General features: G+C 65.9%; 25 protein-coding genes. All 25 read right to left on the reverse strand.

Annotation, left to right across the window (positions count from 1 at the left end; translation table 11 throughout):
* Positions 1–152 precede the first annotated feature (152 nt).
* A complete protein-coding gene (locus ARTSIC4J27_RS02765) occupies positions 153–956 on the reverse strand; it encodes a sigma factor (protein WP_050053685.1) in 804 nt (267 codons plus the stop codon).
* Between the two features lie 148 nt (positions 957–1,104).
* Positions 1,105–1,419, reverse strand: a complete 315-nt coding sequence (locus ARTSIC4J27_RS02770) for a DUF7169 domain-containing protein (protein ID WP_050053686.1) — start codon at positions 1,417–1,419, stop codon at positions 1,105–1,107.
* The gene (locus tag ARTSIC4J27_RS02775) at positions 1,416–1,724 is read right to left on the reverse strand and encodes a DNA ligase LigA-related protein (protein WP_050053687.1); all 309 of its coding nucleotides are present in this window, start codon (positions 1,722–1,724) and stop codon (positions 1,416–1,418) included. Before ARTSIC4J27_RS02775 ends, ARTSIC4J27_RS02770 begins: the two co-directional genes overlap by 4 nt.
* On the reverse strand, positions 1,721–3,634 hold the full coding sequence (locus ARTSIC4J27_RS02780) for a DNA polymerase (RefSeq protein WP_050053688.1): 1,914 nt from the start codon (positions 3,632–3,634) through the stop codon (positions 1,721–1,723). Before ARTSIC4J27_RS02780 ends, ARTSIC4J27_RS02775 begins: the two co-directional genes overlap by 4 nt.
* Before the next feature lie 352 nt (positions 3,635–3,986).
* On the reverse strand, positions 3,987–6,530 hold the full coding sequence (locus tag ARTSIC4J27_RS02785; protein WP_050053689.1) for a phage/plasmid primase, P4 family: 2,544 nt from the start codon (positions 6,528–6,530) through the stop codon (positions 3,987–3,989).
* Positions 6,531–6,980: 450 nt separating this feature from the next.
* The gene (locus tag ARTSIC4J27_RS02795) at positions 6,981–7,418 is read right to left on the reverse strand and encodes a hypothetical protein (protein ID WP_050053691.1); all 438 of its coding nucleotides are present in this window, start codon (positions 7,416–7,418) and stop codon (positions 6,981–6,983) included.
* Entirely contained in the window at positions 7,415–7,573 is a 159-nt protein-coding gene (locus ARTSIC4J27_RS22695; protein ID WP_161799528.1) for a hypothetical protein, read from the reverse strand. Before ARTSIC4J27_RS22695 ends, ARTSIC4J27_RS02795 begins: the two co-directional genes overlap by 4 nt.
* Complete coding sequence (locus tag ARTSIC4J27_RS02800; protein WP_050053692.1) at positions 7,570–8,145, reverse strand: metallophosphoesterase; 576 nt, start codon at positions 8,143–8,145, stop codon at positions 7,570–7,572. Before ARTSIC4J27_RS02800 ends, ARTSIC4J27_RS22695 begins: the two co-directional genes overlap by 4 nt.
* A 145-nt stretch (positions 8,146–8,290) precedes the next feature.
* Entirely contained in the window at positions 8,291–8,572 is a 282-nt protein-coding gene (locus ARTSIC4J27_RS02805; RefSeq protein ID WP_050053693.1) for a hypothetical protein, read from the reverse strand.
* The gene (locus ARTSIC4J27_RS02810) at positions 8,569–8,835 is read right to left on the reverse strand and encodes a glutaredoxin domain-containing protein (RefSeq protein ID WP_050053694.1); all 267 of its coding nucleotides are present in this window, start codon (positions 8,833–8,835) and stop codon (positions 8,569–8,571) included. Before ARTSIC4J27_RS02810 ends, ARTSIC4J27_RS02805 begins: the two co-directional genes overlap by 4 nt.
* Positions 8,836–8,926: 91 nt before the next feature.
* A complete protein-coding gene (locus ARTSIC4J27_RS02815) occupies positions 8,927–9,136 on the reverse strand; it encodes a hypothetical protein (protein WP_050053695.1) in 210 nt (69 codons plus the stop codon).
* A complete protein-coding gene (locus ARTSIC4J27_RS02820; protein ID WP_050053696.1) occupies positions 9,136–9,837 on the reverse strand; it encodes a recombination directionality factor in 702 nt (233 codons plus the stop codon). Before ARTSIC4J27_RS02820 ends, ARTSIC4J27_RS02815 begins: the two co-directional genes overlap by 1 nt.
* A gap of 219 nt (positions 9,838–10,056) precedes the next feature.
* Positions 10,057–10,464 carry an LAGLIDADG family homing endonuclease gene (locus ARTSIC4J27_RS02825; protein ID WP_050053697.1) on the reverse strand — a complete coding sequence of 136 codons (408 nt, stop codon included), beginning with the start codon at positions 10,462–10,464 and terminating at the stop codon, positions 10,057–10,059.
* Positions 10,465–11,295 (reverse strand): hypothetical protein, encoded by an 831-nt coding sequence (locus tag ARTSIC4J27_RS02830; RefSeq protein ID WP_050053698.1) that lies wholly within the window; start codon positions 11,293–11,295, stop codon positions 10,465–10,467. It abuts the gene before it with no gap.
* Positions 11,296–11,510: 215 nt separating this feature from the next.
* Positions 11,511–12,101: a hypothetical protein gene (locus tag ARTSIC4J27_RS02835; protein WP_050053699.1), complete on the reverse strand. Its 591-nt coding sequence runs from the start codon at positions 12,099–12,101 to the stop codon at positions 11,511–11,513.
* A 125-nt stretch (positions 12,102–12,226) separates the two neighbouring features.
* The gene (locus ARTSIC4J27_RS02840) at positions 12,227–12,820 is read right to left on the reverse strand and encodes a deoxynucleotide monophosphate kinase family protein (RefSeq protein WP_050053700.1); all 594 of its coding nucleotides are present in this window, start codon (positions 12,818–12,820) and stop codon (positions 12,227–12,229) included.
* A gap of 133 nt (positions 12,821–12,953) precedes the next feature.
* Entirely contained in the window at positions 12,954–14,402 is a 1,449-nt protein-coding gene (locus tag ARTSIC4J27_RS02845) for a peptidoglycan DD-metalloendopeptidase family protein (protein WP_050053701.1), read from the reverse strand.
* Between the two features lie 71 nt (positions 14,403–14,473).
* On the reverse strand, positions 14,474–14,722 hold the full coding sequence (locus tag ARTSIC4J27_RS02850) for a hypothetical protein (protein WP_050053702.1): 249 nt from the start codon (positions 14,720–14,722) through the stop codon (positions 14,474–14,476).
* Between the two features lie 9 nt (positions 14,723–14,731).
* On the reverse strand, positions 14,732–15,010 hold the full coding sequence (locus ARTSIC4J27_RS02855) for a hypothetical protein (protein WP_050053703.1): 279 nt from the start codon (positions 15,008–15,010) through the stop codon (positions 14,732–14,734).
* A complete protein-coding gene (locus tag ARTSIC4J27_RS02860; protein ID WP_050053704.1) occupies positions 15,010–15,219 on the reverse strand; it encodes a hypothetical protein in 210 nt (69 codons plus the stop codon). Before ARTSIC4J27_RS02860 ends, ARTSIC4J27_RS02855 begins: the two co-directional genes overlap by 1 nt.
* Positions 15,220–15,397: 178 nt before the next feature.
* Positions 15,398–18,361 (reverse strand): hypothetical protein, encoded by a 2,964-nt coding sequence (locus tag ARTSIC4J27_RS02865; RefSeq protein WP_050053705.1) that lies wholly within the window; start codon positions 18,359–18,361, stop codon positions 15,398–15,400.
* Between the two features lie 83 nt (positions 18,362–18,444).
* Positions 18,445–19,290: a hypothetical protein gene (locus ARTSIC4J27_RS02870; RefSeq protein ID WP_050053706.1), complete on the reverse strand. Its 846-nt coding sequence runs from the start codon at positions 19,288–19,290 to the stop codon at positions 18,445–18,447.
* 18 nt (positions 19,291–19,308) lie between these two features.
* A complete protein-coding gene (locus ARTSIC4J27_RS02875; RefSeq protein WP_050053707.1) occupies positions 19,309–19,749 on the reverse strand; it encodes a hypothetical protein in 441 nt (146 codons plus the stop codon).
* Between the two features lie 2 nt (positions 19,750–19,751).
* The gene (locus ARTSIC4J27_RS02880) at positions 19,752–20,822 is read right to left on the reverse strand and encodes a hypothetical protein (RefSeq protein ID WP_050053708.1); all 1,071 of its coding nucleotides are present in this window, start codon (positions 20,820–20,822) and stop codon (positions 19,752–19,754) included.
* Positions 20,823–21,803, reverse strand: a complete 981-nt coding sequence (locus ARTSIC4J27_RS02885) for a hypothetical protein (RefSeq protein ID WP_050053709.1) — start codon at positions 21,801–21,803, stop codon at positions 20,823–20,825. It lies immediately after the preceding gene.
* Positions 21,804–21,814 lie beyond the last annotated feature (11 nt).

Consider the following 21,814-nt stretch of genomic DNA (forward strand, 5'->3'; position numbering starts at 1 on the left):
TCGAGAAGCGAAGACACGACAAAAGCCCCAGCCAGGGGAGGCCGGGGCGTCGTCGGGGTAATAAATAAAAGCGTTGGTCTAATGAGTTGATTAATTGGCGGCGGCCCCCTATGCTCGAAGACATGAAAGACCGCCGCCTTCCGCTAGTCGCTTTACGCGACACCCAGGGCTTGACGCATCTTGCCGAGTGCTCCGGCGCGGACGCGCTGGGTCTTCGGGCGGGACAGGCCCAGGCGGTGAGCGACCTCGACGTCCGGGAGGGGCTCGTAATCAGCGAAGCCGTAGGAGAGGCGGCAGACGGCGCCCTCCAGGTCGTCGACGGCGGAGAAAGCGAGCTCGACCAGGACGGCGTCCTCAGCGTCGGCGGCCGGGTCGCCGAAGATCGAGCGGGCCTCGATCTCGCGAGGAGCGCCGGTGGAGTCCTCGCCGCCGTCGGTGAGAGCCTCCAGGCCCTCGACGTTGCGGACGGCCGAAAGGACGGAAAGGAAAGTCTCCGCCGTCATTTCGTGCTCCGGCGCGATCCGGGCCGCCTCGAAGACGTTACCGTCGGCCTTGCGGAGGATGCCGAAGAAGCGCTTCATAGTGCGCTCCGGGATCGAGAAGCCGGAGGCGTCCTGAGACTGGACGGAGACGGCGTTCGTGATGTACTTCGCCGCGATCGCCGCGAGCCGGTCGTGCTTCTCCGGGTCGAAAGCCTGGATCGCCTCCAGAAGGCCCATAACGACGGCCTGGCGGACGTCGTCCAGGTCGGCGGCCTGGGGCACTGACGACTGAGCGCGCGTGTACCACTTCACGCCGTTACGGAGGGCCGCCGCGTAAGCGTAGAAGAGCGAGATCTTCGCGTCTTCGTTGCCAGCCTGGGCGGCCGCCAGGAGCTCGCGCTCCTCCTCCAGGGAGACACGCTTCTCAGCGCGGCGGTCGAAGATATCGGCGATCACAGAGTCGAAAGAGAGCATGGCAAATAGACCTTTCGTAAGGCGCCTTTCGCGGCGCCGTAAGGGGATTTGGGTCGTCGCTTCGTCGCGACGGGAAAGAGATTAATAGCGAAAGACGCCTTACGCAAGTCGAGTAATTACACTTGCGTAAGACGTCCTCCTGGAGCGTTTACACGCCCTCGCCATTCCAGGCGGCGATCGCCGCGTTTACCTTTCGGCGGGCGTTCGCCGCGACTTCCGAAGCCTGGGCAATGGCCGCGTGAGCCTCCTCGACGGCCGCGCGGACGGCCAGGCGGCGCTCGTCGAGCACGATCGCCAGAGTCGGGTCGCCGTGGCCGCCCTTCGCCCGTTCGGTCGTGTCCTCGCGGGGCTTCGGGATCGGCGCGGCGCTCCACTGGATCTCTTCAGCTTCAGCCAGCGAGCGGGCCAGGAAGAGAGTCTCCTCCGCGAAGTCGCGGACGGCGGCGGACAGGGGAGCGGTCATGATTCTTGCCTTTCGTTTCGGAGTTTGAGGAGGGTTTCAGCGACGACGACCTCGCCAGGGGAGAAGAGCGGGAGGTCGTAGCCGGTAGAGCTCGTGAAGTCCCGGAAGGCGTCGAGCTTGTAGTCGACGCCTTCGGAGATTTCGGGGTGCTCGCGCTGAAGCTGGATTAGCTCCTGGGCGAGGCCGTCGTATGTGTGATCGGAGATCAGGGGCGAGTCGAAGCGGTAGTACAGGATCGAGTGGACGAGGACTTGATGCCGCCGCCAGCGGATCAGGCGGGCGACGGCGTCCGGGGCCAGGGTCACGCGGCGGCGTCCAGGTGAGGCGGGCACTTATAGCCCGAGCCCCAGGACGGGCCGTAGACTTCCGGGTCGCTCGTAATCGGGATGCCGTAGAAGGTCGAGCCCATGATCCGGCCGATCTCCTGGATCACTTCTTCGGCCTCGTGCTTCGGCGCCTGGCCGACGAGCTCGTCGTGGACCGGGAGGAGAAGATGATCTCCCAGGCCCGCGTCGAAAATATCGACGATCGCCTGGGCGAGGAGATCCCGAGCGGTCGACTGGACGACGTAGTTCGTCGCCGCGTAGAGCCGATCCTTATCGAGCGGAAGGTGACGGCCGGAGACGGTGATTACTTCCTTCTTGCCGTACTCCGCGCGCTTCTGGAGCCGCTGGCCGTAACGCTTGATCCCTGGGAAGGTCGAGTCGTAGGCGGCCATTGCCGGGCGGATCGCGTCGATATCGGCGCCGGTCTGCCGGGCGACGGTCGTCGCGCCGCCGCCGTAGACCTTGCCGAAGCCGATCGACTTCGAGATCTTCCTTTGCATCTTCGTGAAGTCCGGACCGAAGACCTTCTCTGCCGTGAAGTCGTGAAGGTCGACGCCGGACTTGATCGCCTCGACGAGCGTCGGGTCCTGGCAGAGGGCCGCCAGGACGCGCATTTCTACCTGGGAGTAGTCGCTCGCGATAATCAGCTGTCCGGGGTCCGCGATCACGGCGCGGCGGATCTTCCAGTCGCCGGAGGGGAGTTGCTGGAGCGGAGGCCGTGAGATCGACATACGCGCCGTTCGGGCCTGGAGGCCGCCGATCATAGCGTGGAGCCGGTCCTCGCCGTCCTTCAGGTTTAGGAAGGCGCCCGCGTAGTCCTCTCCCCACTTCTTCGCGCGCTTCGCGCGGAGGACGGCGTCGGCCAGCGGGTTAGGCGTCCGGGCCTCGATCCGCTCCCACTCGCGATCGAGGTCCGCGAGAGGCATAAGGACCTCTTTGTCGACCTTGTCCTTCCCGGAGCCGGTCTTCTCCGTCAGCGTCTCTCCCATGCCCACGAGGGCGGCGGCGACTTGATCGGTCGAGTTGATGTTCGGGACGCCGTAGCGGGCCGCTATCGCGCTGTACTCCTCCTGCTCCTTCAGGAGCTCCTCGCGGAGCCGCTCGATGTAAGGGACGTCCAGCTTCATGCCCTTGCGTTGCATGATCGCGAGGAGGCACTGGAGGTGGTGCTCGAACTTCGAGAGGTCGTTCAGGCCGAGCTCCTTCACGAGCGGCGCGAGCTCGTAGAAGAGCCGCGTCACGAGGATTACGTCCAGGCCCGCGTAACGGACGTATGTCTCGTGGTCGATCTCGATATTCGCGAAGCCGTAGGGCAGGTGCGGGCGCTTGCCGGACTTGCTCTTGAAGGCGTCGACGACTTCGGCCGGGACGGTCTTCTTCCAGGCGTTGAAGAGGCTCAGGAAGATCGCCGAGAGGCCCTCCTGGGTGTCCGGCGCTTGATCGTCGACGTAGATCTCGCAAAGCTCCTTCAGGTGGAGGCCGGCCCCGCCTTCGGCCTTCGTGCGGGGGTCGAGAAGGTGAGCGAAGATCCGCGTATCGAAGACGCGAGAGCCGAGCTCCTCGATCGAGACGCCCAGGTGTTTGTCGGTCACCAGGAGGTCGAAGGGCGCGTTATGGGCCACGAAGGCGCGCGACTGGCGGAGGGCCTTCTCGATGACGTCGCCGAAGAGATCCGTCCGGAGGACCCAGGCTTCGCGCTGATTGCCGAACTGGGCGAGGCGGCACTTATAGCCGGGGCTGAAGATATCGAGGCCGGTCGTCTCCGTGTCGAAGCCCAGGACTTTGTCGCCCTGGGACAGGAAGGCGTCGAAGCCGATAAGGTCCTGGCGGCGCTCCGGGAAGTAGATCCGGCACTCTTCGCCCGCGATCGTGTGGGTGAGGGTTATCAAGGGGCGCGATCCTTTCGCGAGGGTGTGTAAACGGGAGTGGCCGGTGAGGGAGTCGAACCCTCCGCCGCGTACTGGGAGACAGCCAGAAGACGTGAACCGCGTAAACAATTAGTTCGTGCGCCATAGGGGCGCGTTTGAGGGGTGCTGTATCTGTTGAGCGACGGCCTAACTAACCGGCCTGGAGGCCCGCCCCGCCCGGAGTCGAGTCACGGAGGGGGCGGGCTGGCTTAGATGGTGCTTAGCGATCGCAAGCGTCCGGGGCGCCGGTCCAGTGGACCAGGCGGCACCGCTCGCAAACGTACTCGCGGGGGTCGAGCTCGATCTCGCCGATCTCGTCTTCCATTCGGGCTCCTTACAGGACGTCGTCGAGATCCGCGCCGGAGAGGGCGGGGAGCTCTTTGTTTGCTTTGTCGTCAGAGGAGAGGGCCAGGAAGCCTTCCCCTGCTCGCCCTGGAAGCGGGACATCTTCCGGGGCGTCGTGATCCGGGACGTTGTCGGTCTGCCGGGCGCGGCGGATACCGTCGAAGGCGACGCCCTTATTCGTCTTCCGCTTCGTGAGCCCGCGCTCCTCCAGGGCGCCGAAGAAGGTCCGGCGCGTCCAGACTTCGCGCTGAGGGAGGTTCTCCTCGTCCGCCCACGCGAGGTAAGCGTCGAAGAGGAGCTTCCCGTCGACACGACCGGCCGCCTCGTCGAAGACAAATTGACCAGGCAGGAAGCCCGCCAGGGCGTCGGACGTCTCGCGGTACTCCTTCGTGGAGCTCTTGATGATCTCCGGGTCCTGGAGGCCGCCCGCGTACCACTCGCGAGCCCCGCGTACCGCCCAGGCGAAGATCCCTGGAGCCTCCGCGAGGAGCTTCTCGCCCAGGCGGTGATCGCGCTCTTCAGGCTTGAAGTAGCGCTCCCAGGGGATCAGCTTCACGCGGCGCCAGAGGCCCTCGTCCTGGCCCTTGAAGGAGGGCTTGAAGTTAGTCGCCAGCATGAGAAGGAAGGTCGGCCGGAACTCGAAGAACTCCTTCCGCATGAAACGGGCCGAGATCAGGTCGCGGCCGGTGACGCGCTTCAGGATCGCCTCGCTCATAGGCTTGCCCTGCTCACCTTCGGCGGCCATGACCAGGCGCCCGCCCTTCAGGGCCGCGATATCGTTCGGGATGCCGCCCGATCCGCGATCCTCGAAGGTCGAGAAGGGAGTCGTCACGGTGAGCTCGCGGAAGACCTCCGTCAGCGTGTCCGTGAGGACCGACTTACCGTTCGCGCCGGTCCCCCAGAGGACCGCGAAGCATTGCTCCGTAGTGTGGCCGGTGATCCCGTAGCCGACGAGGCGGCGCATGTAATCCGGGAGGGCAGGGTGAGCCGGGAAGACCTGCTCCAGGAAAGCCTCCCAGCGCGGAGCCTTCGCGTTCGGATCGAAGTCGATCTCCATCCGGCGAGTCAGGAGAAGCGCCGGATCGTGAGGCATAAGCTCTCCCGTCCGGAGGTCGACGACGCCGTTACGGCACGCGAGAAGATCCGGATGCTTATCGAAGTCGCTCACGCGGGCAGGGACGCCCTGGACGGCCTGGAGCTCGCGGATCATGGAGTCGATCCCGCGCGAGGTCTGGACGTGCGCGGCGTAGCGGTTCAGGCGGGCCGCGCGCTTCTTGTCCTTCTGGGAGACGCCCTCTTCTTCCTGGCCGGAGACGGCGAGGGAAGCTTCGCGGGCCAGGTTGCGGACCAGGTCCGCGACGCCCTGGGCGTGCGTCCGGATCGTCTGCTGTTCGTCCTTCCGCCATACGCCCTCCTCCAGGAGGAAGAAGCCCATCTCTTCCGTGTAGCGGACGCCGGAGCCCAGGCTCTCGACGTAGTCGCGGAGGTAGCGGGCGCCGCCGAGATCCGTCAGCGAGTAGCGCTCCTCGTCCCAGGCCAGGAGGGCGGCCGTCCGGGACTTCACGACCTGGGCTTCGGCGATCGCCCGGATCGCTTCGGCGTAGAACTTGTGCGGGTCGCGGTCGCGCCAGTCGGAGAGATCCAGGCCGTCCGGGAGATCCAGGACCTTTACGCGGATCTCGCGGCCGACGAGGGCCTCCGCCAGGGTCGCGGAGAAGCGACGACCGGCCGGATCTCCGTCTCCGGCGATCACGGCCTCGCGGTCGCCGATCATTGCCGCGATCTCGTCGATCACGGCCGGGTTAGCCGCCAGGCCAGCGCCGCGGATACCGATCGTGTCGAAGCCCAGGGCGACGGCCGACGTCAGCGCGTCGCCGGGGCCTTCCGTGACGACGATCTCGTCGAAGCCAGCGGAGCCGTGGAAGAAGCCGACCTTCGCCCAGGAGGCGCCGTCGGGAGACTTCGGCCCCAGCCAGCGGACAGTCGCGTCGGCGGCCAGGGAGCGGGCCTGGAAGCCCCGAGGGACTCCGTCCTTATCGCGGAACGGGACGACGAGGCGGGGGCCGCCGGGAAGGCCGGAGATCAGGTTCCGGTCCTCGTCATAGACGGCGCGGTCAGCGAAGCCCAGGCCCAGGCGGTCAGCGTCCGCCTCCGTCACGCCGAAGCGTGTAAACGCATAGGAGAGGGCCTCTTCGGCGGCTTCGGTCGAGAGGGCGGCGTGCCACTCGTCGAGCTTGACGGCCAGGGCGGCGACGTCAGCCGGGGAGGCCGGGACGTCCTTCGAGGTCGCGACCTTGTCCAGGTCGACGGAGCCCGCCGTCATGGTCGCGAGGTCCTTCATGGTCATGCCCAGGGCCTTGACGACGGCCTTCGTCTCACAGCCAGCGCGGCACCGCATGAGGACCTTCCCGGCGTCAGAGACGGTCAGGCGGAGACTCTGCTTCGAGTCGTTGTGGGCGGGGCAGTGGACCAGGTAGCCGTCCGGCGTAGCCTCGACGTCGTCGAGCTTCGTCAGGAGATCGGAAAGGGTCACGAGGAGCTCCGTTTCGGTAGTGCGGAAAGTGTTCGGAAAGGGAGAGGGCCGGGAGCTCGCGCCCTGCTCAAAAAAGTTTTTGGAACGTTTCGGGGTGTTGAAACGGTCACGCGACAGGAAAGGTCGTAAGAGCCCTTACACTTGAAGGCGCAACATTGGGGAACGCCCGGCAAAAGGAGGCCGGGCCGAGTTACACAAGAGGTAAAAAGTGGAATGTGAGGGGCCTGTTACGGCGGTCCTGCCGGTAATCCCGGTAGCGGACGACACGGCGGACGATATCTTCGCCATGCCGGAGGAGGAGGCGACATTCGTCCTCCTCCCCCGACTAGGAATAGGTCTGGGCGAGACTCATACGGTCTTCGCCGACGGCTCCTATGTAGCGGACTGGATACCCAGGCCGGAGGCGCCCGTAAAGCGCCGAGGAAGGCACCGGGCGCCGAAGCACCGGGCCTAGCGGAGCTCCCGGACGAGATCCTGGGCGGTTCCAGCAGCGTGGACCTCCCAGGCATCCGGAGCGTGCTTCTCCAGCAAAAACTCCGCCCGCCGTAGGCGGACCAGTAGGCGCGCAAAAGTCGCCACGGTCATTACGGCATATCCCGCGCCGACAGAGCGCCGGACCCGCTTCACGAAGGCCACGCCGTAAGGCTCGCCCGCGTGGATCTTCTGCTTCTCGACGCCGTCCAGGCCGAGCCGGATCGCGTCCTCCCAGGACTTATACGCCTTCGCCTGGGCGACGAAAGGCGAGATCCCGCCGATATCGCCCGCGTCCTCGAAGCCCTCTTGTGCCTTGCGGCGAGGCTCCAGGCCGAAGCGCTTCTCGAAGAACTCGCCCAGGAAGCGGACGAGGGCCGTCTCCCAGGCCGTCCCCTTCTGCTTCGCGGCGCTCACGAGAGGGCCTCCTCGAAGGCGTCCGCGAAAGCGTCCGCCAGGCGGCGGCCAGCCAGGGCGAAGTCCCGCGACGGGGAGTAAAGGATCGAGCCACGGCGCGGGCGGAGGCCCAGCCGGTAAGCCAGGCCCCGGAGCCGGTTCAGCGCCGCGCTCATGCCCGCGACTCCTCGAAGTCGATCCAGGCCGCGACGGCGTCCGCGTCGATCGGGAAGTCCCGACGGTCGACACCGACGTTAATCTGGCGGCCGTCGCGGCTCCAGGCGTCGTGAACGTGGCCGTGGATCAGCCAGGCGCCCTCGTCCCTAAGCCGCCATTGTGGATAGCGGTCGCCCTCGCGGTCGCCGTGGTCGCCGACATAGGGGAAGTGCGAGAGGAGGACCTTCCGGCCGCCAGGGAGCCGGAGCTCCTCGTGAAGGTGGACGGAGTCGAAGACCTCCAGGAAGCGCCGGACGTGAGTCGTGCTCTTCCGGTGCATAGGGTGAGCGGCGTCGTGGTTGCCCAGGACGAGCCGCTTCACGCCGTTTACACGCTTCACGACCTCCAGGCCCGCCGAGACGGAGCCCATAAAGACGTCGCCCAGGACAAAGAGCGTGTCGCGCTTCGTGACGACGGAATTGATCCGCTGGATCAGGGCCTCGTCGTGCTCTTCGGCGGAGGCGAAGCCTCGCGTCCTGGCGACGAAGTCGTGGCGGAAGTGCCAGTCAGAATGTAGGTAAACCTTGCTCATTTGTCCCTCCAGAGGGCGCCGCACGAGCAACCGTGGCCGACGCCGTAAATAGGTTCGTGTCCGGCCGGAGCGACGCAACGGCAGACGTGGCCGGAGCCGATGCCCTGGCCGCCGTTATGGCCGCAGACGGCGGGCCTCCGGCCGCTCACGAGTCGCCCCGGTAAGAGTCCAGGTGACGGCCGCCCCTGGCGACGACGTCGTCCTGGGCTGGCCAGAGGTCCGGCGAGCGGTACGGGCCAGGCGTCGCCGGGACGTCCTCGACGCCGCCGACGATGATCGGGAGCCAGAGGACGGAGAGGCCCTCGCCGAGCTCCTCGACGCGCGGACCCTGCTCCGCGTAGAAGTAGGGGAGCTCCTGGCCGTCCAGGGTCACGCGGAGCTCCTGGCGGTCGATCACGGCCTCCGGGATCGTCCTCTCGCGGCTCATTCGGCGGCCCCTGCTTCCGCCTTCACGCGGTCGCGGAAAGCCTCGACCAGGTCCGGCCGGAAGCCGGTCCACTCGTCGCCGAAGGAGGTCATAACGACGGGCGATTCGGTATAGCCGGAGTCGATCAGGAATTGACGGGCGGCGGGGTCCTCGTCGACGTTGATCTCGCGGAGGTAAGGCTCCATGCCTTCCTTCGCGATCTTCCGCTTCGTTGCCTTGCAGGGCTGGCAAACGGTCTTCGAGTAAAGGGTGATCTCAGGCATTGCGTGTAAACAGTCTTTCGTTTTGATACGGAGAAGCCCCCGCCCCTGGGAGGTTCCAGGAGCGGGGGCTAGGGATTACTTCAGGAGGGAGCTAGGCCGTCGGGACCGCGATCGGCGTCTTCAGCGCGACCTTGATCCCGACGACGAGCGCCAGGATCGCGGCGACGAAGACCAGGACCAGGGCCAGGCCCAGCGGGACCAGCGGCAGGAGGCAGACCCACAAGGGGACCAGCGCCAGCGGGCCGAGGGCCTTCAGGACGACCAGGACGAAGGAGATCAGGCTCAGCACGAGGAGCGGCATTAGGCGGCGCCCTTCAGGATCAGGTTGGGCTTGGTGTAAGCCACGGTCTGACCAGCGCGCGGCCCCTTCTTCACGACGAAGGAGACGGGCTCCAGTTCCAGGACGGCGCGGACCTTGCCAGATTCGGAGTCGGCGACCAGGTCGCGGAGCTCGTCCTCGACGCCATACGCCGCGAGATCCGAAGCCATGCTCCAGGAGCCGGTCTGGAACTTGAAGATGCCGAGATCCGGCTCAGCGGCCAGGCGGAAGTAAACCTCGATCTGAGGCACCGGGCCGATGCCGTCCTGGCCCTTCTTCTTCCGTTCGGCGAAGGAGAGCTCCGCGTCCGGGTCCGGAGAGCCGTCCTCCATAGTTTCGCCGTCGGACTTCGAGATCATCTTCCCGTTGCGGCCCCAAAGGATCATGCTCTGGCGGAGAGCCTTCTCGCCTTCCAGGATGATCTCGACCTCCTTCGAGGCGGTGAAGACCTCCAGGTCGTCCTCGCCCTTCGCGTCCCACTTCTGGGGAGCGTCGCCGCCCAGGAGGTCGTAAATGGCGCTGGCGACTTCCGGGTCGCCGGTCGTCACGCGCCAGTCGTCCAGGGCGGCCGGGCGGCCGTTCAGAGTGTGGCCGGAGCGGAAGCGGCCGACGACGTCGTCGCTGAACCGCTGGCGCGGCTTCGGCTGAGATTCGGGATCAGTACCAAAGATTTTCAGTGCCAAAGTAAGGGCTCCTCTTGTGTTGGACCGGCCGCGCTTCGGCGGCGGGTCCGGGGTGTATCGGACACAAGAGGAGAGGGCCGGGAGGTCGGATCTGCTCACGGCCAGGCAAAGAAAAAGAGCCCCTCTCCCAGGACGGGAGAGAGGCTCTTAGCTAGAAGGGACAGGTCACGCCGACGATCACGCCGAGGACGAAGGCCAGGAGGACGACGGCGAAGTCGCTCATGCCGCCGAGAGAGGCTTCGCGATACCGGCCGGGCGGGTCAGTGCCGGGCCAGGGCACGAGGCCGACTTCGAGGCTTCCGTCGGCCAGCGGTAGGCCGCCAGGACAGAGGCGATCTTGCCGGAGCGGCGCGAGCCCATAAAGGGCAGGATCTCCGCCATGATCGCCGCCGCGCGAGCTCCCGAGATCTCCGTATGCCAGGTGGGCTGATTCGGAGCCGGGCGGAGCGAGAGCCGGATCGAGGCGTCCATAAGGGACGCCGCGCGGCCGACGACGTCGCGGTCGGTCATGCCCAGGCGGATACGCGGATACTTCCCCCGGTGGGCGTCGAAGGAGCCCTCGCCCTCCAGGAGGCCAGCCAGCCAGAGGAGATCGTCGCGGGAGCCGTGGATCGCTACGGGAGTCATTTAGGCCCCCGTCCTCTGGGCGCGTGGTACGCGGCGCTTCGGGCCAGTCTCGACGCCTTCCGGAGGTCCGGAGAAGATCTCGCGGCCGACGATCGTCCCCTTGATCTCCTTCTCGTATCGGAAGATCTCGCGAAGGTGGAGGAAGATATCGAACATTTCCTCGTCACAGCGGACGGGGACGAGCTTCCAGCCTTCCGGGCGGATATGGAGGACCGCGCCGCCGTCAGCCTGGGGCATGGGCACGCGCCCGCCGTCCTGGCGGATAATCGAGTCCGCGAAGCGGTACGCCGCAAGCTGGACGCCGACCTCCTCGTGAATGCCGGAGCGGGTCGTCTTGTTGTCGATCCAGACACGCTCGCCCTGGATCGTCGCGAAGGCGTCGAAGCTACCGGCGTACTCGTGCTTGTCGCTCCAGACCGTCTCTTCCATGAAGTGATACTCCGGCTGGGCGACGTCCAGGAACTCGCTGAAGTGCCGAACGAAGGGCTCCAGGTCCGGATGCACGCGGCCGACGGACTGGCCGCGAGAGAGCCGCTCAAAGAGATCGTGGGCGGCGGTGCCGACGTCGGCGGCCTTGCGAGTGTTGCGATCCGGCGCCTTCTTCAGGTGGTCGATCGCGGCGGACGGGTCGCGGAGGACCATGTTTACGAGCGTGCCAGGATCGGCGACGGCCTCTTCGGCGACCATCTTCGCCGCCCAGTAGCGGAGGAACTCCTTCGGGAGCATACCGACTACGGAAGTAACGCCGGGGACCTTGATCGCGCCGTCGTCGGGGTTGACGTAGAAGCGGGCTCCGCCGCGCTTGATAGTGCTTACTTTCGGTGTCGTCACAGGGACGAGCCTCCTTCAGTCGTGGATTAGGGACGAAGGAGGAGAGGGCCGGGGCGGCCCGTTTTGCTCAGGGAACGACGAAGCCCCAGGGGTGAACCTGGGGCCGGTGACGAAGTGACGGATCTTTCGTCACTTCTGTATTAGGTGTTAAGAGAGAGAGAACTAGAGAGAGAAATAGAAAGTGACGTTCGTTTTGTCACTTCGTCACTCCGGAGTCACTTCCGGCGCGATCCCGCCGCGTCTCCCAGCACGTGTAAACGCTCGCAAACGCTGTCCAGGGCCTCCCGGATCGGCTTCCGCGTCTTCGCGTCCATCCCGGCGATCGCGCCGACGGACATACGCGCCAGCGCCGCCTCCATCATGCCGACGGCGACCAGGATCTCGTCGGCGTCCGCGATCTCCGCGCCGCCGTTACCGAAGATATTCAGGACTTCACTCTGGCGCCCGCGCTTCTCTACCGAGCGTTGCTTCGGGCTCGACGAGCGGAGGCCCAGGCCCTCGATCGTGTCGGCGTCCATACGCTCGCGGACGATATTCCCGATGTGGTAGCGGATCGCCGCCTGGACGGTCGTTAGCTCGCCCTGTTGGACGTCAGCGAGGCGCATAGTCTCACGGACCCAAGTCCGGTAAGCGTGAGTCCTTCCCAGCCAGTCAGGCTCGCCCTGGGGCGTGAAGAAGTGCTCGCGAGCGTCGACGAAGGCGGCAGCTACGGCGCGAAGATGGGCCGTTTTCTCGCCTTCGGCGCCCTTCTTATAGTTGCGAAGGGAATTGATCGCGGAGATTTGTATGTCATTCAGGGAACTCATAAATATAAGCGTAAGTGACGCGCGGCGCCTTACGCTAGAAGACTCCCGGAATGTCCAGCAATTTTACAAATTAGAAACACAAAAAGGCCCGCCCCTCTCTAGCTAGAGAAGGACGGGCCTTTAGGTTATTGCGCGAAGCGGAGGAGGATATCGCCGAGGTCGATCGCGGAGTCTCGAAGCTCCTCGATCGTCGAGTCGTTTACGAAGGTGAGGTCGGCGACGTACTCGTCGAGCGACGTCTCGCAAACGTGAGCGCCGGGAGCGGACTCGAAGCCAGGGCGGACGATCCGGACAACATGGCCGCCGAGCTCGCGGATCTTGTCAGCTTCGTTAGGGAAGCGGACGTCGGTCACGACGACGGGGCCTTCGGTCGCCTGGATCTTCTCGACGGCCATACGGACCCAGAAGTCAGGATCGAGCTTGCGGATCGAGTTAGTCCCGAAGTTCTCCAGGATGCGACGGACCTCCGGGACGTAGTCCTTCGCGGACTCCCAGCCGATCGAGTCGATCACGTCAGAGAGCCGGACCTCGCGCTGAGGCGCAAGCTGGCCGGGAAGCGCCGGACGGCCGACGTAGGGATCGAGGTCGAGCGCGGCCTGGCGGACAGGATCGGCGAAGGCGACGCGGGTAAAGCCGTGAGCGTCGATCAAGCCGCCCGCGAAGGTGTCCTTGCCGGAGCGCTTCTTACCGATCAGGCCGACGATAGGGGCTGTTTGCATGGGAGGATCTCCTCTTCGTGTAGGTATGGGACACGAGAGGAGAGGGCCGAGGCCGGCCTCGTTGCTCAGGCGATTTTGAGAGCGTGTAAACGGCGAAAGGCCCCGCCCTCCGTAGAGAGCGGGGCCAGGCGCCTTACTTCGCGTCGTCGAGGACCTCGTCGACGAGCTTCTCCAGGAACTCGCGGACGATCGCCTCCTTCTGCTCCGGCGTGACGCCGGGGACAGGGGAAGGAGCGACCGGCTCGACGACCTCCGGAGTCGACGGAGTCGCCGGGTTCGCCAGGTCAGCCACGGCGGCCTTGATCGCGTCCAGGGGGACGTCGTCGCCGCACTGTGTAGCCATGATCTGACGATGCCGGAAGAGCTCCAGCGGGCGGCCCGCGATCTTCTGAAGCTCGAAGATCAGGAGGGCCACGGTCGCCAGGGTTTCGGCGTCCATGCCGCCGTAAACCTCGATGCTCCAGTGATCGTTACCGCCAGGCCCCGCGTGATAGGCGCGGTCCTTCAGGTCGACAAACTGGACGACGCGCTTACCCTCGACGCCGAAGTGAGCCGAAGCGACTCGCTCGCCCTGTGTAAACGTGCGGATCACAGAGTCCAGGTGGACGTCGAAGCGAGTCTCGCCCGCTATGAACTGATGCACGACCAGGCCGGAGGGCGGGTTCGGAATGTTGCCGCGCTCGAACTTGCCTTCGGCGGCCGGATGGATCTCCGTCACGAGCGAGCAAGCCGCCGCGAAGGAGTACGCCGGAGCGGGGGCCGGAGCCGGTGCAGGGGCAGGAGCGGGAGCCGGTGCAGGGGCAGGAGCCGGGGCGGCCGGACGCGGGACCTCGCCCAGGTAGGCCAGGCCGTCGATGTTGTCTCCGGCCGCGTTCGCCCAGACGAAGAAGCCGCTCTTCGTCTTGTACCAGGCGTCATTTCCGGGCGTGACAGCTTCGCCCTTGACGTAACCGACGACGGCGATCACGGCGCCCAGGGCCAGGCCCTCCTCGTAGCCCGGAGCCTTCGGGGCGTCCGCCCAGGGGGCCGTCCGGACGTTCGCGCCTTCGGTCGTGACCTCGCGGGTCGCGTTGCCTCCGGCGACGGCGCCAGCGGGCGCAAGGGTGATGCTCAGGTCTTCCTTGTAGCCAGTGCAAAAGAGATCCGGGTTTACGCGCCCGTAGGTGTCCGTCTGGAGGTTGTAGCCGGGCGGGCAGAGCTCAAAGTGAAGATGCGGGCCGGTCGTCCATTTGCCGGTGTTGCCGGTGTAGCCGATCAGGTCGCCCTTGCGGACAGACTGGCCGCCGTTCACGAGCGACTGATTCAGGTGAGCCATGATGAAGTCCGGGCCGTCGGCTCCGGAGTTGAGCACGATCACGATCCCGCCGCCGTGAGTCAGCCACCAGCGGTTAGAGGCGCCGGTCGGGTCGAGGACCCAGCCCTCGAAGTCGATCACGCCGTCGGCGGGCGCGTAGACCGGCGTCCCGATAGGACAGGCGAAGTCGATCCCGGTATGGCCGCCAGCGGGGTTTACGCCGCCAGGAAAGGCGCCGAAGTTCTGGCTCCTGGGCGTCCCCTTCGGGACAGGGTAGATGTATTTCATTTGGTCCTTTCGGAAGGCACGAAAAAGGGACGGCCCGAAGTGGACCGTCCCTAGACGTGATTGGGGGTTAGTTAGCCGACGACCGACGCTTCGGTCTTCGCCGCGCGGTGAGCGGGCAGGTTCGGCGCCTCGACCGGCGTCACCTTGCCGCGCGTCCAGACGACCAGGACGGCGGTCCCGACGAGGTCGACGGCGAGGCCGATCGCGCTCTCCGCTTCGGGGGCGATCGGGAAGACGCCCAGGATCACGAGGACGTGAATAACGGCGGTGACGGCGGCGGTAATCGCGCCGCGGATTACGAGGGGTTCGCGTGCGTTCAAAGGAGCTCCTTAGTTGATGATGCGATCCAGGAAGGGGACGGCCGCCAGGGCGAGGCCGCCGATCGAGGCGACGGTCGTCCAGAGGGTCCGGGGCGAGACGGTCGGCGTCGACTCCAGGACGCGGAGCCGCTTCTCGTGGTCCTCCAGGTCGCGGCCCTGGCTCTTGATATCGGCGCCATGCTGGGCGAGCGCGACGTCGACCTTCGCTTCCATGCGGGTAATCGCGACGAGGACGGCGGCGTCGGGAGCGTTCGCCGGGTCGAGGGAGTTAGTAGCGGTGCTAGGCATTATTCAGTCGTCTCCTCCGCGAGCGGCGTCGGCTGCGGGTTAGGAGCCGGGACCGGGGCGGACGTTTGGGCGGGGGCGGCGGCCGCGTCGAAGACCAGGGCGCCCAGGGTCGCGGCGATATCGGCGATTAGCTCGTCCGGCACCTGGCCGGAGGCGCTAACCGACGTACCGTTCGGACGCATGATCGAGAGCGAGACAGTAGCGGTCATTGAGTCGGTTTTCCCTTCGGGGGAGTGGTTGGCTTCCCAGGAGGCGAGGCGGGGCGCTTCGCCTGTACGGGAAGAGGCGTGCGTTTATACGGTGTCTGGACCAGGTAGACCCGCGCCTCGACGAGCTTCGCCGCGACGCGGGCCTTGATCCGGTCAGGGATCGGCAGAGAGGGCCTCCTTAGTAGGGCATTTTGTGGATCTTCCAGCGGGCGTCGATCACGTGGTCGTATTGGTACGACATTTGCGAGCGGATATAGGAGTCCTTCTCGACGTAGATCACGCCGGTCTGAAGGAAGGTTTCCCAGACGTGCGAGTCGTTACCGGCCTGGACGAGGTTCTCGCCGTTCGGCGAGTACCAAAGCCGCGTCCAGCCGGTCCCAGGGTTACCGCGCGGGATGATGCCGAGCGAGACGGTGTAATAGCCCGCCTCTTTGAAGACGACCGAGCCAGGGATGCCGCCAGGCTCCGTGAACGTGTTGTGCGTCGTCCTCGCGGTGTCCCGCGTGACATAGCCGGAGTCCCATTGCGCGCCGCCTCCGGCGACGTTCCAGCCGGTCGTCGTGTATTCGGCGTGCTTCGTCTGGAAGCGGGCCTCGCCGCCGACGGTGAGGAGGCCGGTCACTTCCAGGTTGCCGCTCACTATCTTGTTTCCAAGCTCCCAGGCAGGAGACGGGGACGGAGCCGCGACGCGCGAGATCCGGACGGTCGAGAAGTAGCCCTTCGAGCCTCCCGAGTTCTGATAGACCTCGAAGATTAGCCGCTGATTCTTCGTCAGCTTGACGCCGGTCACAGTGCAGTTGACCGAGTCTTCGCCAGGGTTGAAGCTGGCGCGGCCGATCAGCCGGTCGCCGCCGTCGAGCTTGATCTCGATGAAGTTCCGGGCGCCGGTCACTCCGCCCTGCTGGCCGTAGCTGAACGTAATGTCGTAGACGCCGTCATTAATCATGGTCAGCGTCCCAGGGGCGGAGTTATCCGGGTTCGCCAGTTGCGACGAGGTCCCCATGCCGACATTCCAATACAGCGTCCCCAGGCGGGGGACCGGGACGGCCGCGTTCGGCATAGAGCCGGACGACTCCCAGACCTGGACCTCGCCCAGGGAAAGGTCCATACCGTTGACGTAGTATTTCGGCGCGCGGAAAGGCTTACCGGAGGTCGTGATCTGCGGCGATACGGTCAGCGTGTTCGGATAGGCGGACTCCGTCCCGTTCTCGATCTTCACAGTCTCCTGTTTGATCCCGGAGGAGAGCTCGATCGCCAGGCCGTCGCGTGAAACCATCTGGGCGTAGGCGTACATATCGACGCCGGTCGGCTTGATCGCCATACCGGGGATCGGCGAGCCCTGCTTAGCCGGAGAGGGCGGCGGCCATTGCTCCGTACCGATCAGACCGACGCCGCCAGCGGCGCCGCCGACGACCATTTCCGTAGGGATCGGGGCGGGGGCGCCCCAGGCCGTCAGATTCTCGTAGTCGTAGCCGGTGCCGTGGGCGGTGAGCGTGCCGGTCACGCTCAGGCCGTCCGCGTTCGCCGTTAGATAGTTGATGTTGTCCGCGTCCCAGCCCCGAAGCCCCGTCTCGTCCAGGACGATACGGGCGCCCTCGCGGGCCGTCTGGATCGTCGCGCCGGTAATGACCATGCCGTCGATCGCGCCGTCGACGATAAGCTCGCCCCCAGCCATGCGGCGGATCACGACGTTATCGACGTAGAACTTATTCGTCGTCTCCGCGTTGTTCCCGAAGGTCGCCCAGGGCTGAAGGAAGTAAGTCCCATCCGGGACCGTGTAAACGCCCTCGCGCTCCTCGAAGACGGTCGTCTTCGTGGCGCCGAAGTCAGCGACGCGCGTCCAGGTGACTCCCGCCTTCTTCGCGTCATAGGTCCGGAAGCCGAGCCCCGTCGGGCCGGTCCCGACAGTGTTCAGGTGACGGCCCTCGAAGCGGACATAGAACTGATCTCCAGGCTTTACCGGGAAGATCGAGAGATCGTAGACGTCGTTATTCGAGCCGCTCTTCGCGTCGATCTCCAGGGCCTTGTTTGAGCCGTTGCCGGAAGTGAAGCCGGAGATATCCTTCACGCGGCAGGAGGAGTTATAGACCATGCCGCGCGGCGAGCCGTTCGCCGTGTCGCCCTCGAAGTCCGGATTGGAGAAGTAGTTCGTCCAGTCGCTTACGAGGATCTTGTCCGCCGTCACGGAGCCAGCGGCGAGCTTCGGCGTCGAGATCTGGCCGTCGCCGATGTGGGCGGAGACGAGGACCTCGTGGACCGTGGCCTCGTCGACGTACATTTTCGTGACGACGTTCGGGCTTACGAGCATGATCTCCAGGCCCAGGAAGCGGGCGGCGGCAGGAGGCGTAACCTGGCCCTCGTAAACGGCGAAGGTCGTCGAGAGGGAGCCGTTAGAGCGCACGTCGGAGTAGCTCAGGTAGACGCGGTTAGCGTCGTACCAGTTGACGCGGAGATACGTCCCCTTCGTCGTCGCCGTCCCGACGCCCATCCGGGCGGAGACATACCAGCGGCGGCCGGAGGCAGAGGAGACAGGGATAAACTTCTCCGCGACCTGGCGGAGACGGAGGTTAGCGGACGTGCTCGTCGCGTCGAACTGGATCGCCACGGAGCCGGAGCTCGCGACGCCGGTCACAGGCTGGACGACGCCGCCAGTCATGGCCGAGAGCTCCCAGCCGATGATCGAGCCGGACTCGTCGAAGTCCTCGAAGGAGCCGTTAGCGACCAGGTTCGCCGACACGGTCCCGACGGAAAGCTGTTCGGCGGTGACGCTCCCGGCGCCCAGGTGCTTTGTCTGGACGGCGTCGGCTTCGATGTGGCCGCCGTTGATCTGCTCCGCGCCGATCGCCGGAGCCAGGATCGACTCCTCGACGATCAGGGAGCCGTCGAGGACGTTCGTCTCCGGGAGGAGCGTCCCGATGCCGCCCTTATTCAGAAGGAGGACAGTGTCGTCCGGGCCGAGCTCCGGGAGGACGTCGCCGGTCATGACGACGGGGGAGCCGTTGCGGTACTCCCACCACACGAAGCGGCCAGCGGTGCTCCCAGCCGGGACAGGGTAGCCTACGCCGTTGTAAGCAATGTTGAAGGCCGTCCAGGTGATCGACCCAGCGGCGGGCGTGTTGTGCGAGATATTGCTGGCGGCCATAAGTGCGAGCTCCTGGAATTAGCGAGTGGAAAGACAAAAAGAGGAAGGGGCCCTCGTGAGAGAGCCCCTTCCTGGGAGAGACGTCAGTACATGACGTGGCGGAGGATATTCAGCTTCGAGGCCGATACGGCGCCGGAGCCTAGCTGCGTACCGCCGACGGTGCCGTCGACCATGTTCGCGCCGGAGAGGACCTTCCCGGAGAACTTGTTCGCGTTGTTGATCGCGCCGGTCCCGAGCTTGTTCGCGTCGACCGCGCTGTTAGCAAGCTGGAGCGTGTTCACGGTGCCGTCGACCATGTTCGCGCCGTTCACGACCTTGCCGGAGAAAAGCCCAGTGCTGTTGATCGCGCCGCTCCCGATCTTCCCGGCGACGACGGCGCCGTCCTTCAGTTCGGTGCCGGTCACGGCGCCCGGAGAGATCGCGTCGGTGTCGATCGCGTTGGTAGCGACGATCCGGGGAAGCGAGGCGTTGGTATCGCTGAGCATGTTCCGGGCGACGCCGGACTCGTTCACGAAGAGGAGGACGTCGCCGTCCGCGAGGACCGGCTTCGTCGCCGACATTTTGAGCGTCGTCGGCGTAGTGGCCGGGGTGAAGTACACGTACTGGAGCGCCGTGTTCCCGTTCGTGATCGCGTGATCCACGCCGTTGTAAACGACGTGAAGGTCGGCCCAGGCGATCGAGCCCGCCGTCGGCGAGTTGTTCGTGACGGTGTAACCGGTCAGGAAGACGCGGTCCTTGATGTTCAGGTCTTCGGCGAAGACCGTCCCCTTCGAGGCCCCGCCGCCGACGCGGTCGATAAGCTCGTAAGCCTGGCCGATCCGGAAGCTGAGATCCTCCAGGTAGTGATCGAGGCGCGCCTTCAGGAGATTCTCGATCTTCTTATCGAGAGCGGCGTCCAGGTCGATCGTGCCGGTAATTGTTTCGGTCATAAGAGCCCCCAAAGGTGGTTAGTAAAGGCGGTGACGGTCGTCTTTGAACTTGCGAGCGACCAGGGAAAAATCGGCGATCTGAGACTCGCCGACAGCCCCCGGAGCAAGCGCTCCGGAAGGCACGACTCCGGCCTGGAAGGGCCAGGTGGTGAGAGAGCCCGCCTGGAGGCGGGCGTCGGTAACAGGGGAAGCGGCCGCGTCCTCGATCGCCGGGAGGATCTCCTCGTCGACGCGCCTCTTCTGGGCGACGAGCTCCTGGCCCGCCGCGTCGAGGTCCTCGTGGACAGTGACGAGATCCCGTTCGGCCTCGATCGCGGCGACCATAGCCTTCGGAAGCGGGACGGCCTCGCCCTCGACGTCGATCGTCGAGTGCTTTAGCTGGCTCGCCCGCTCCAGAGCCACAAGTCGCCGACGAGTGTCGGCCAATTCGGCGGCGAGACGTTCGGCGCTAGTTGCCATAGTCAGCCTCCGTAAGTAAATGAATCCGATCGTGCAAGGGTGAGAGTGGCCGTCGTGTCGCTCGTGAGCGCCCAGGCAGTGATCCGGCACCAAAGCGAGATCTCGCCCAGCCAGGGGAGAGTCGCCTCGACCAGGACGTCGTCGCCGACGTTCCAGGAGCCGATCGGCGCGTTAGGGTGCTCGCGGACAGTGATCGAGGAGATCGAGAGCGTTTGCTGGCGGCGAGTGAGCTCGCCACGGATCAGCGCGTCGAGCCTGGACTCGCTCGTGACGTCCTTCGCCGTGTAAACGTAGGACCGGCGAAGCCGTCCGTCGCGGACGGCCGTCGTGCTCCGGACAGCGCCGGGGCCTTCGCCCGCGCCGATGCCCAGGACCTCGTTAGCGAAGATCTCGCCGTCGAGCTCCGGGGTGACGACGCTCGCGACGTTGTCGCCCTGGATGAAAGCCAGGTCGTCCCGTCGGCGGCCGAGGCGCGGGTATCCGATCCGGAGCTCGTGCCGGATCTCCTCGCCGTCCCAGAAGTGCCGCTCCGCGTAGTCGAAGGGCGTCTCCTTCGCCAGTGCGTCGATCTCGCCCCCGACGTCGGGAGCATCCCACCAGCGGAGCTCGTAAGGCTCTTCAGCGGTCCCGACGACGGCGTTAGTCCGGTCGCCGGTCACGACCAGGCCCAGGTCGCCGTCCGCGTAGCTCTGGACGTGCTCCCACAGGAAGCGGACGACGTCGGCCGGGTCAGAGCCCGCCGTCTCGAAGTCGCCAGTGAAGGGGAGGCCGTGAGGGTAGGACGCGAAGCCCGCCGCCTCGACCTTCCAGGCGGCGCCGTCGAAGCCGGAGGAGACGACGATCCCGCCCCAGCGGATCTCGCCGTCCGCTTCGGCGTAAATGAACGTTCCCCACTCCTCCAGGAGGAGGCGGCCGTCGTGAGCCCGAAGGGTGCCGGTATCCGGCTTCACAGTGCCACGGAGCGAGCCAGCGCCGGAGAGATCCCAGCGGAGCTCGTCCCGGTGAAGGGGGAGCTCGAAGTCCAGGATCTCTCCAGTCGTGGCGCGCTGGGCGATATAGCGCCAGGTACTCATTTAGACCGCTCGCTCGACGAAGTGGAGATCGAAGAGCGCGGAAGATCCGGGATCGACCAGGACCTCGCCGTCTGTCGAGGGGGTCACGTAGCGGAGGCCCTGGAGCTTCGCCGTTACGAGCTTGCCCTGGAGCGCCGTTACCGGCGCCCAGAGAGCGGGCATAACGTCGAAGCGCATACCGCCCAGGCCAGAGTCGCCGTTAATGTCGTAGGTCACTGGATCGCCGATCGCCCCGTCGAAGACCGCCCGGACCATGCCGTCGGCGTTTTCGTTGTGGATGCGGAGGACGCCGGTCAGGTTCACGGTCATAAAGACGTCGGTCGCCCAGTCCGGGACGCGGACCTGGGGCTTTAGGGCCGTCGGCCAGTCCGCCCAGGTATTGACGCCCGTAAGGTACTCGCCCTGGAGGGCGGCGTAAGGGATCATTTCCCGCCATTGCCGGGGCATTGCCAGGGCGCGAAGGTCCGTAATCATTGCCGCCGTGATCGTGCCGGTCGAGGCCGGGATATCGACCCTGGCGAGCGTGATCGCGGAGCGGCCGGAGTATCCGGGGACGTCCTGGAGCCGGGTCGTGCCGACGGGGACGTTCGGAATAACGCGAGTGAAGATATACGGGCCGACGGTCGGGTCCGCTGGATCTTGCCAGGGCTCGCCCGCCATAAAGGGATCTTCGATCTGGGCGACGATCAAGTCCGTCCGGCCGGAGCCGGAGCCAGTCGGCGCGATCTGGACCGTGTCCTCGACAGGGTTACGCGCGACGTAGGTCTGGGAGTCGCCTCCCGTCGCGCGGTTACGGATCAGGCCCGCCCCAGGGGCCACGTTCACGGAGCCGCCAGGGACGGGGAGGGCGGTCACCTTCAGGTCGCCAGGGGTGACGATCCCTTCGGCGCCGGAGGTTGCGGCGTAAGCCATGAGGCGGGCGACTTCGGGGGAGTGCTGGGCGCCGCCGCCGACAAACCAGGGGACAGAGTCCCAAGCCATAATTTCTCCTT

This window comes from Pseudarthrobacter siccitolerans (assembly GCF_001046895.1).
In the GTDB taxonomy this organism is placed as follows: domain Bacteria; phylum Actinomycetota; class Actinomycetes; order Actinomycetales; family Micrococcaceae; genus Arthrobacter; species Arthrobacter siccitolerans.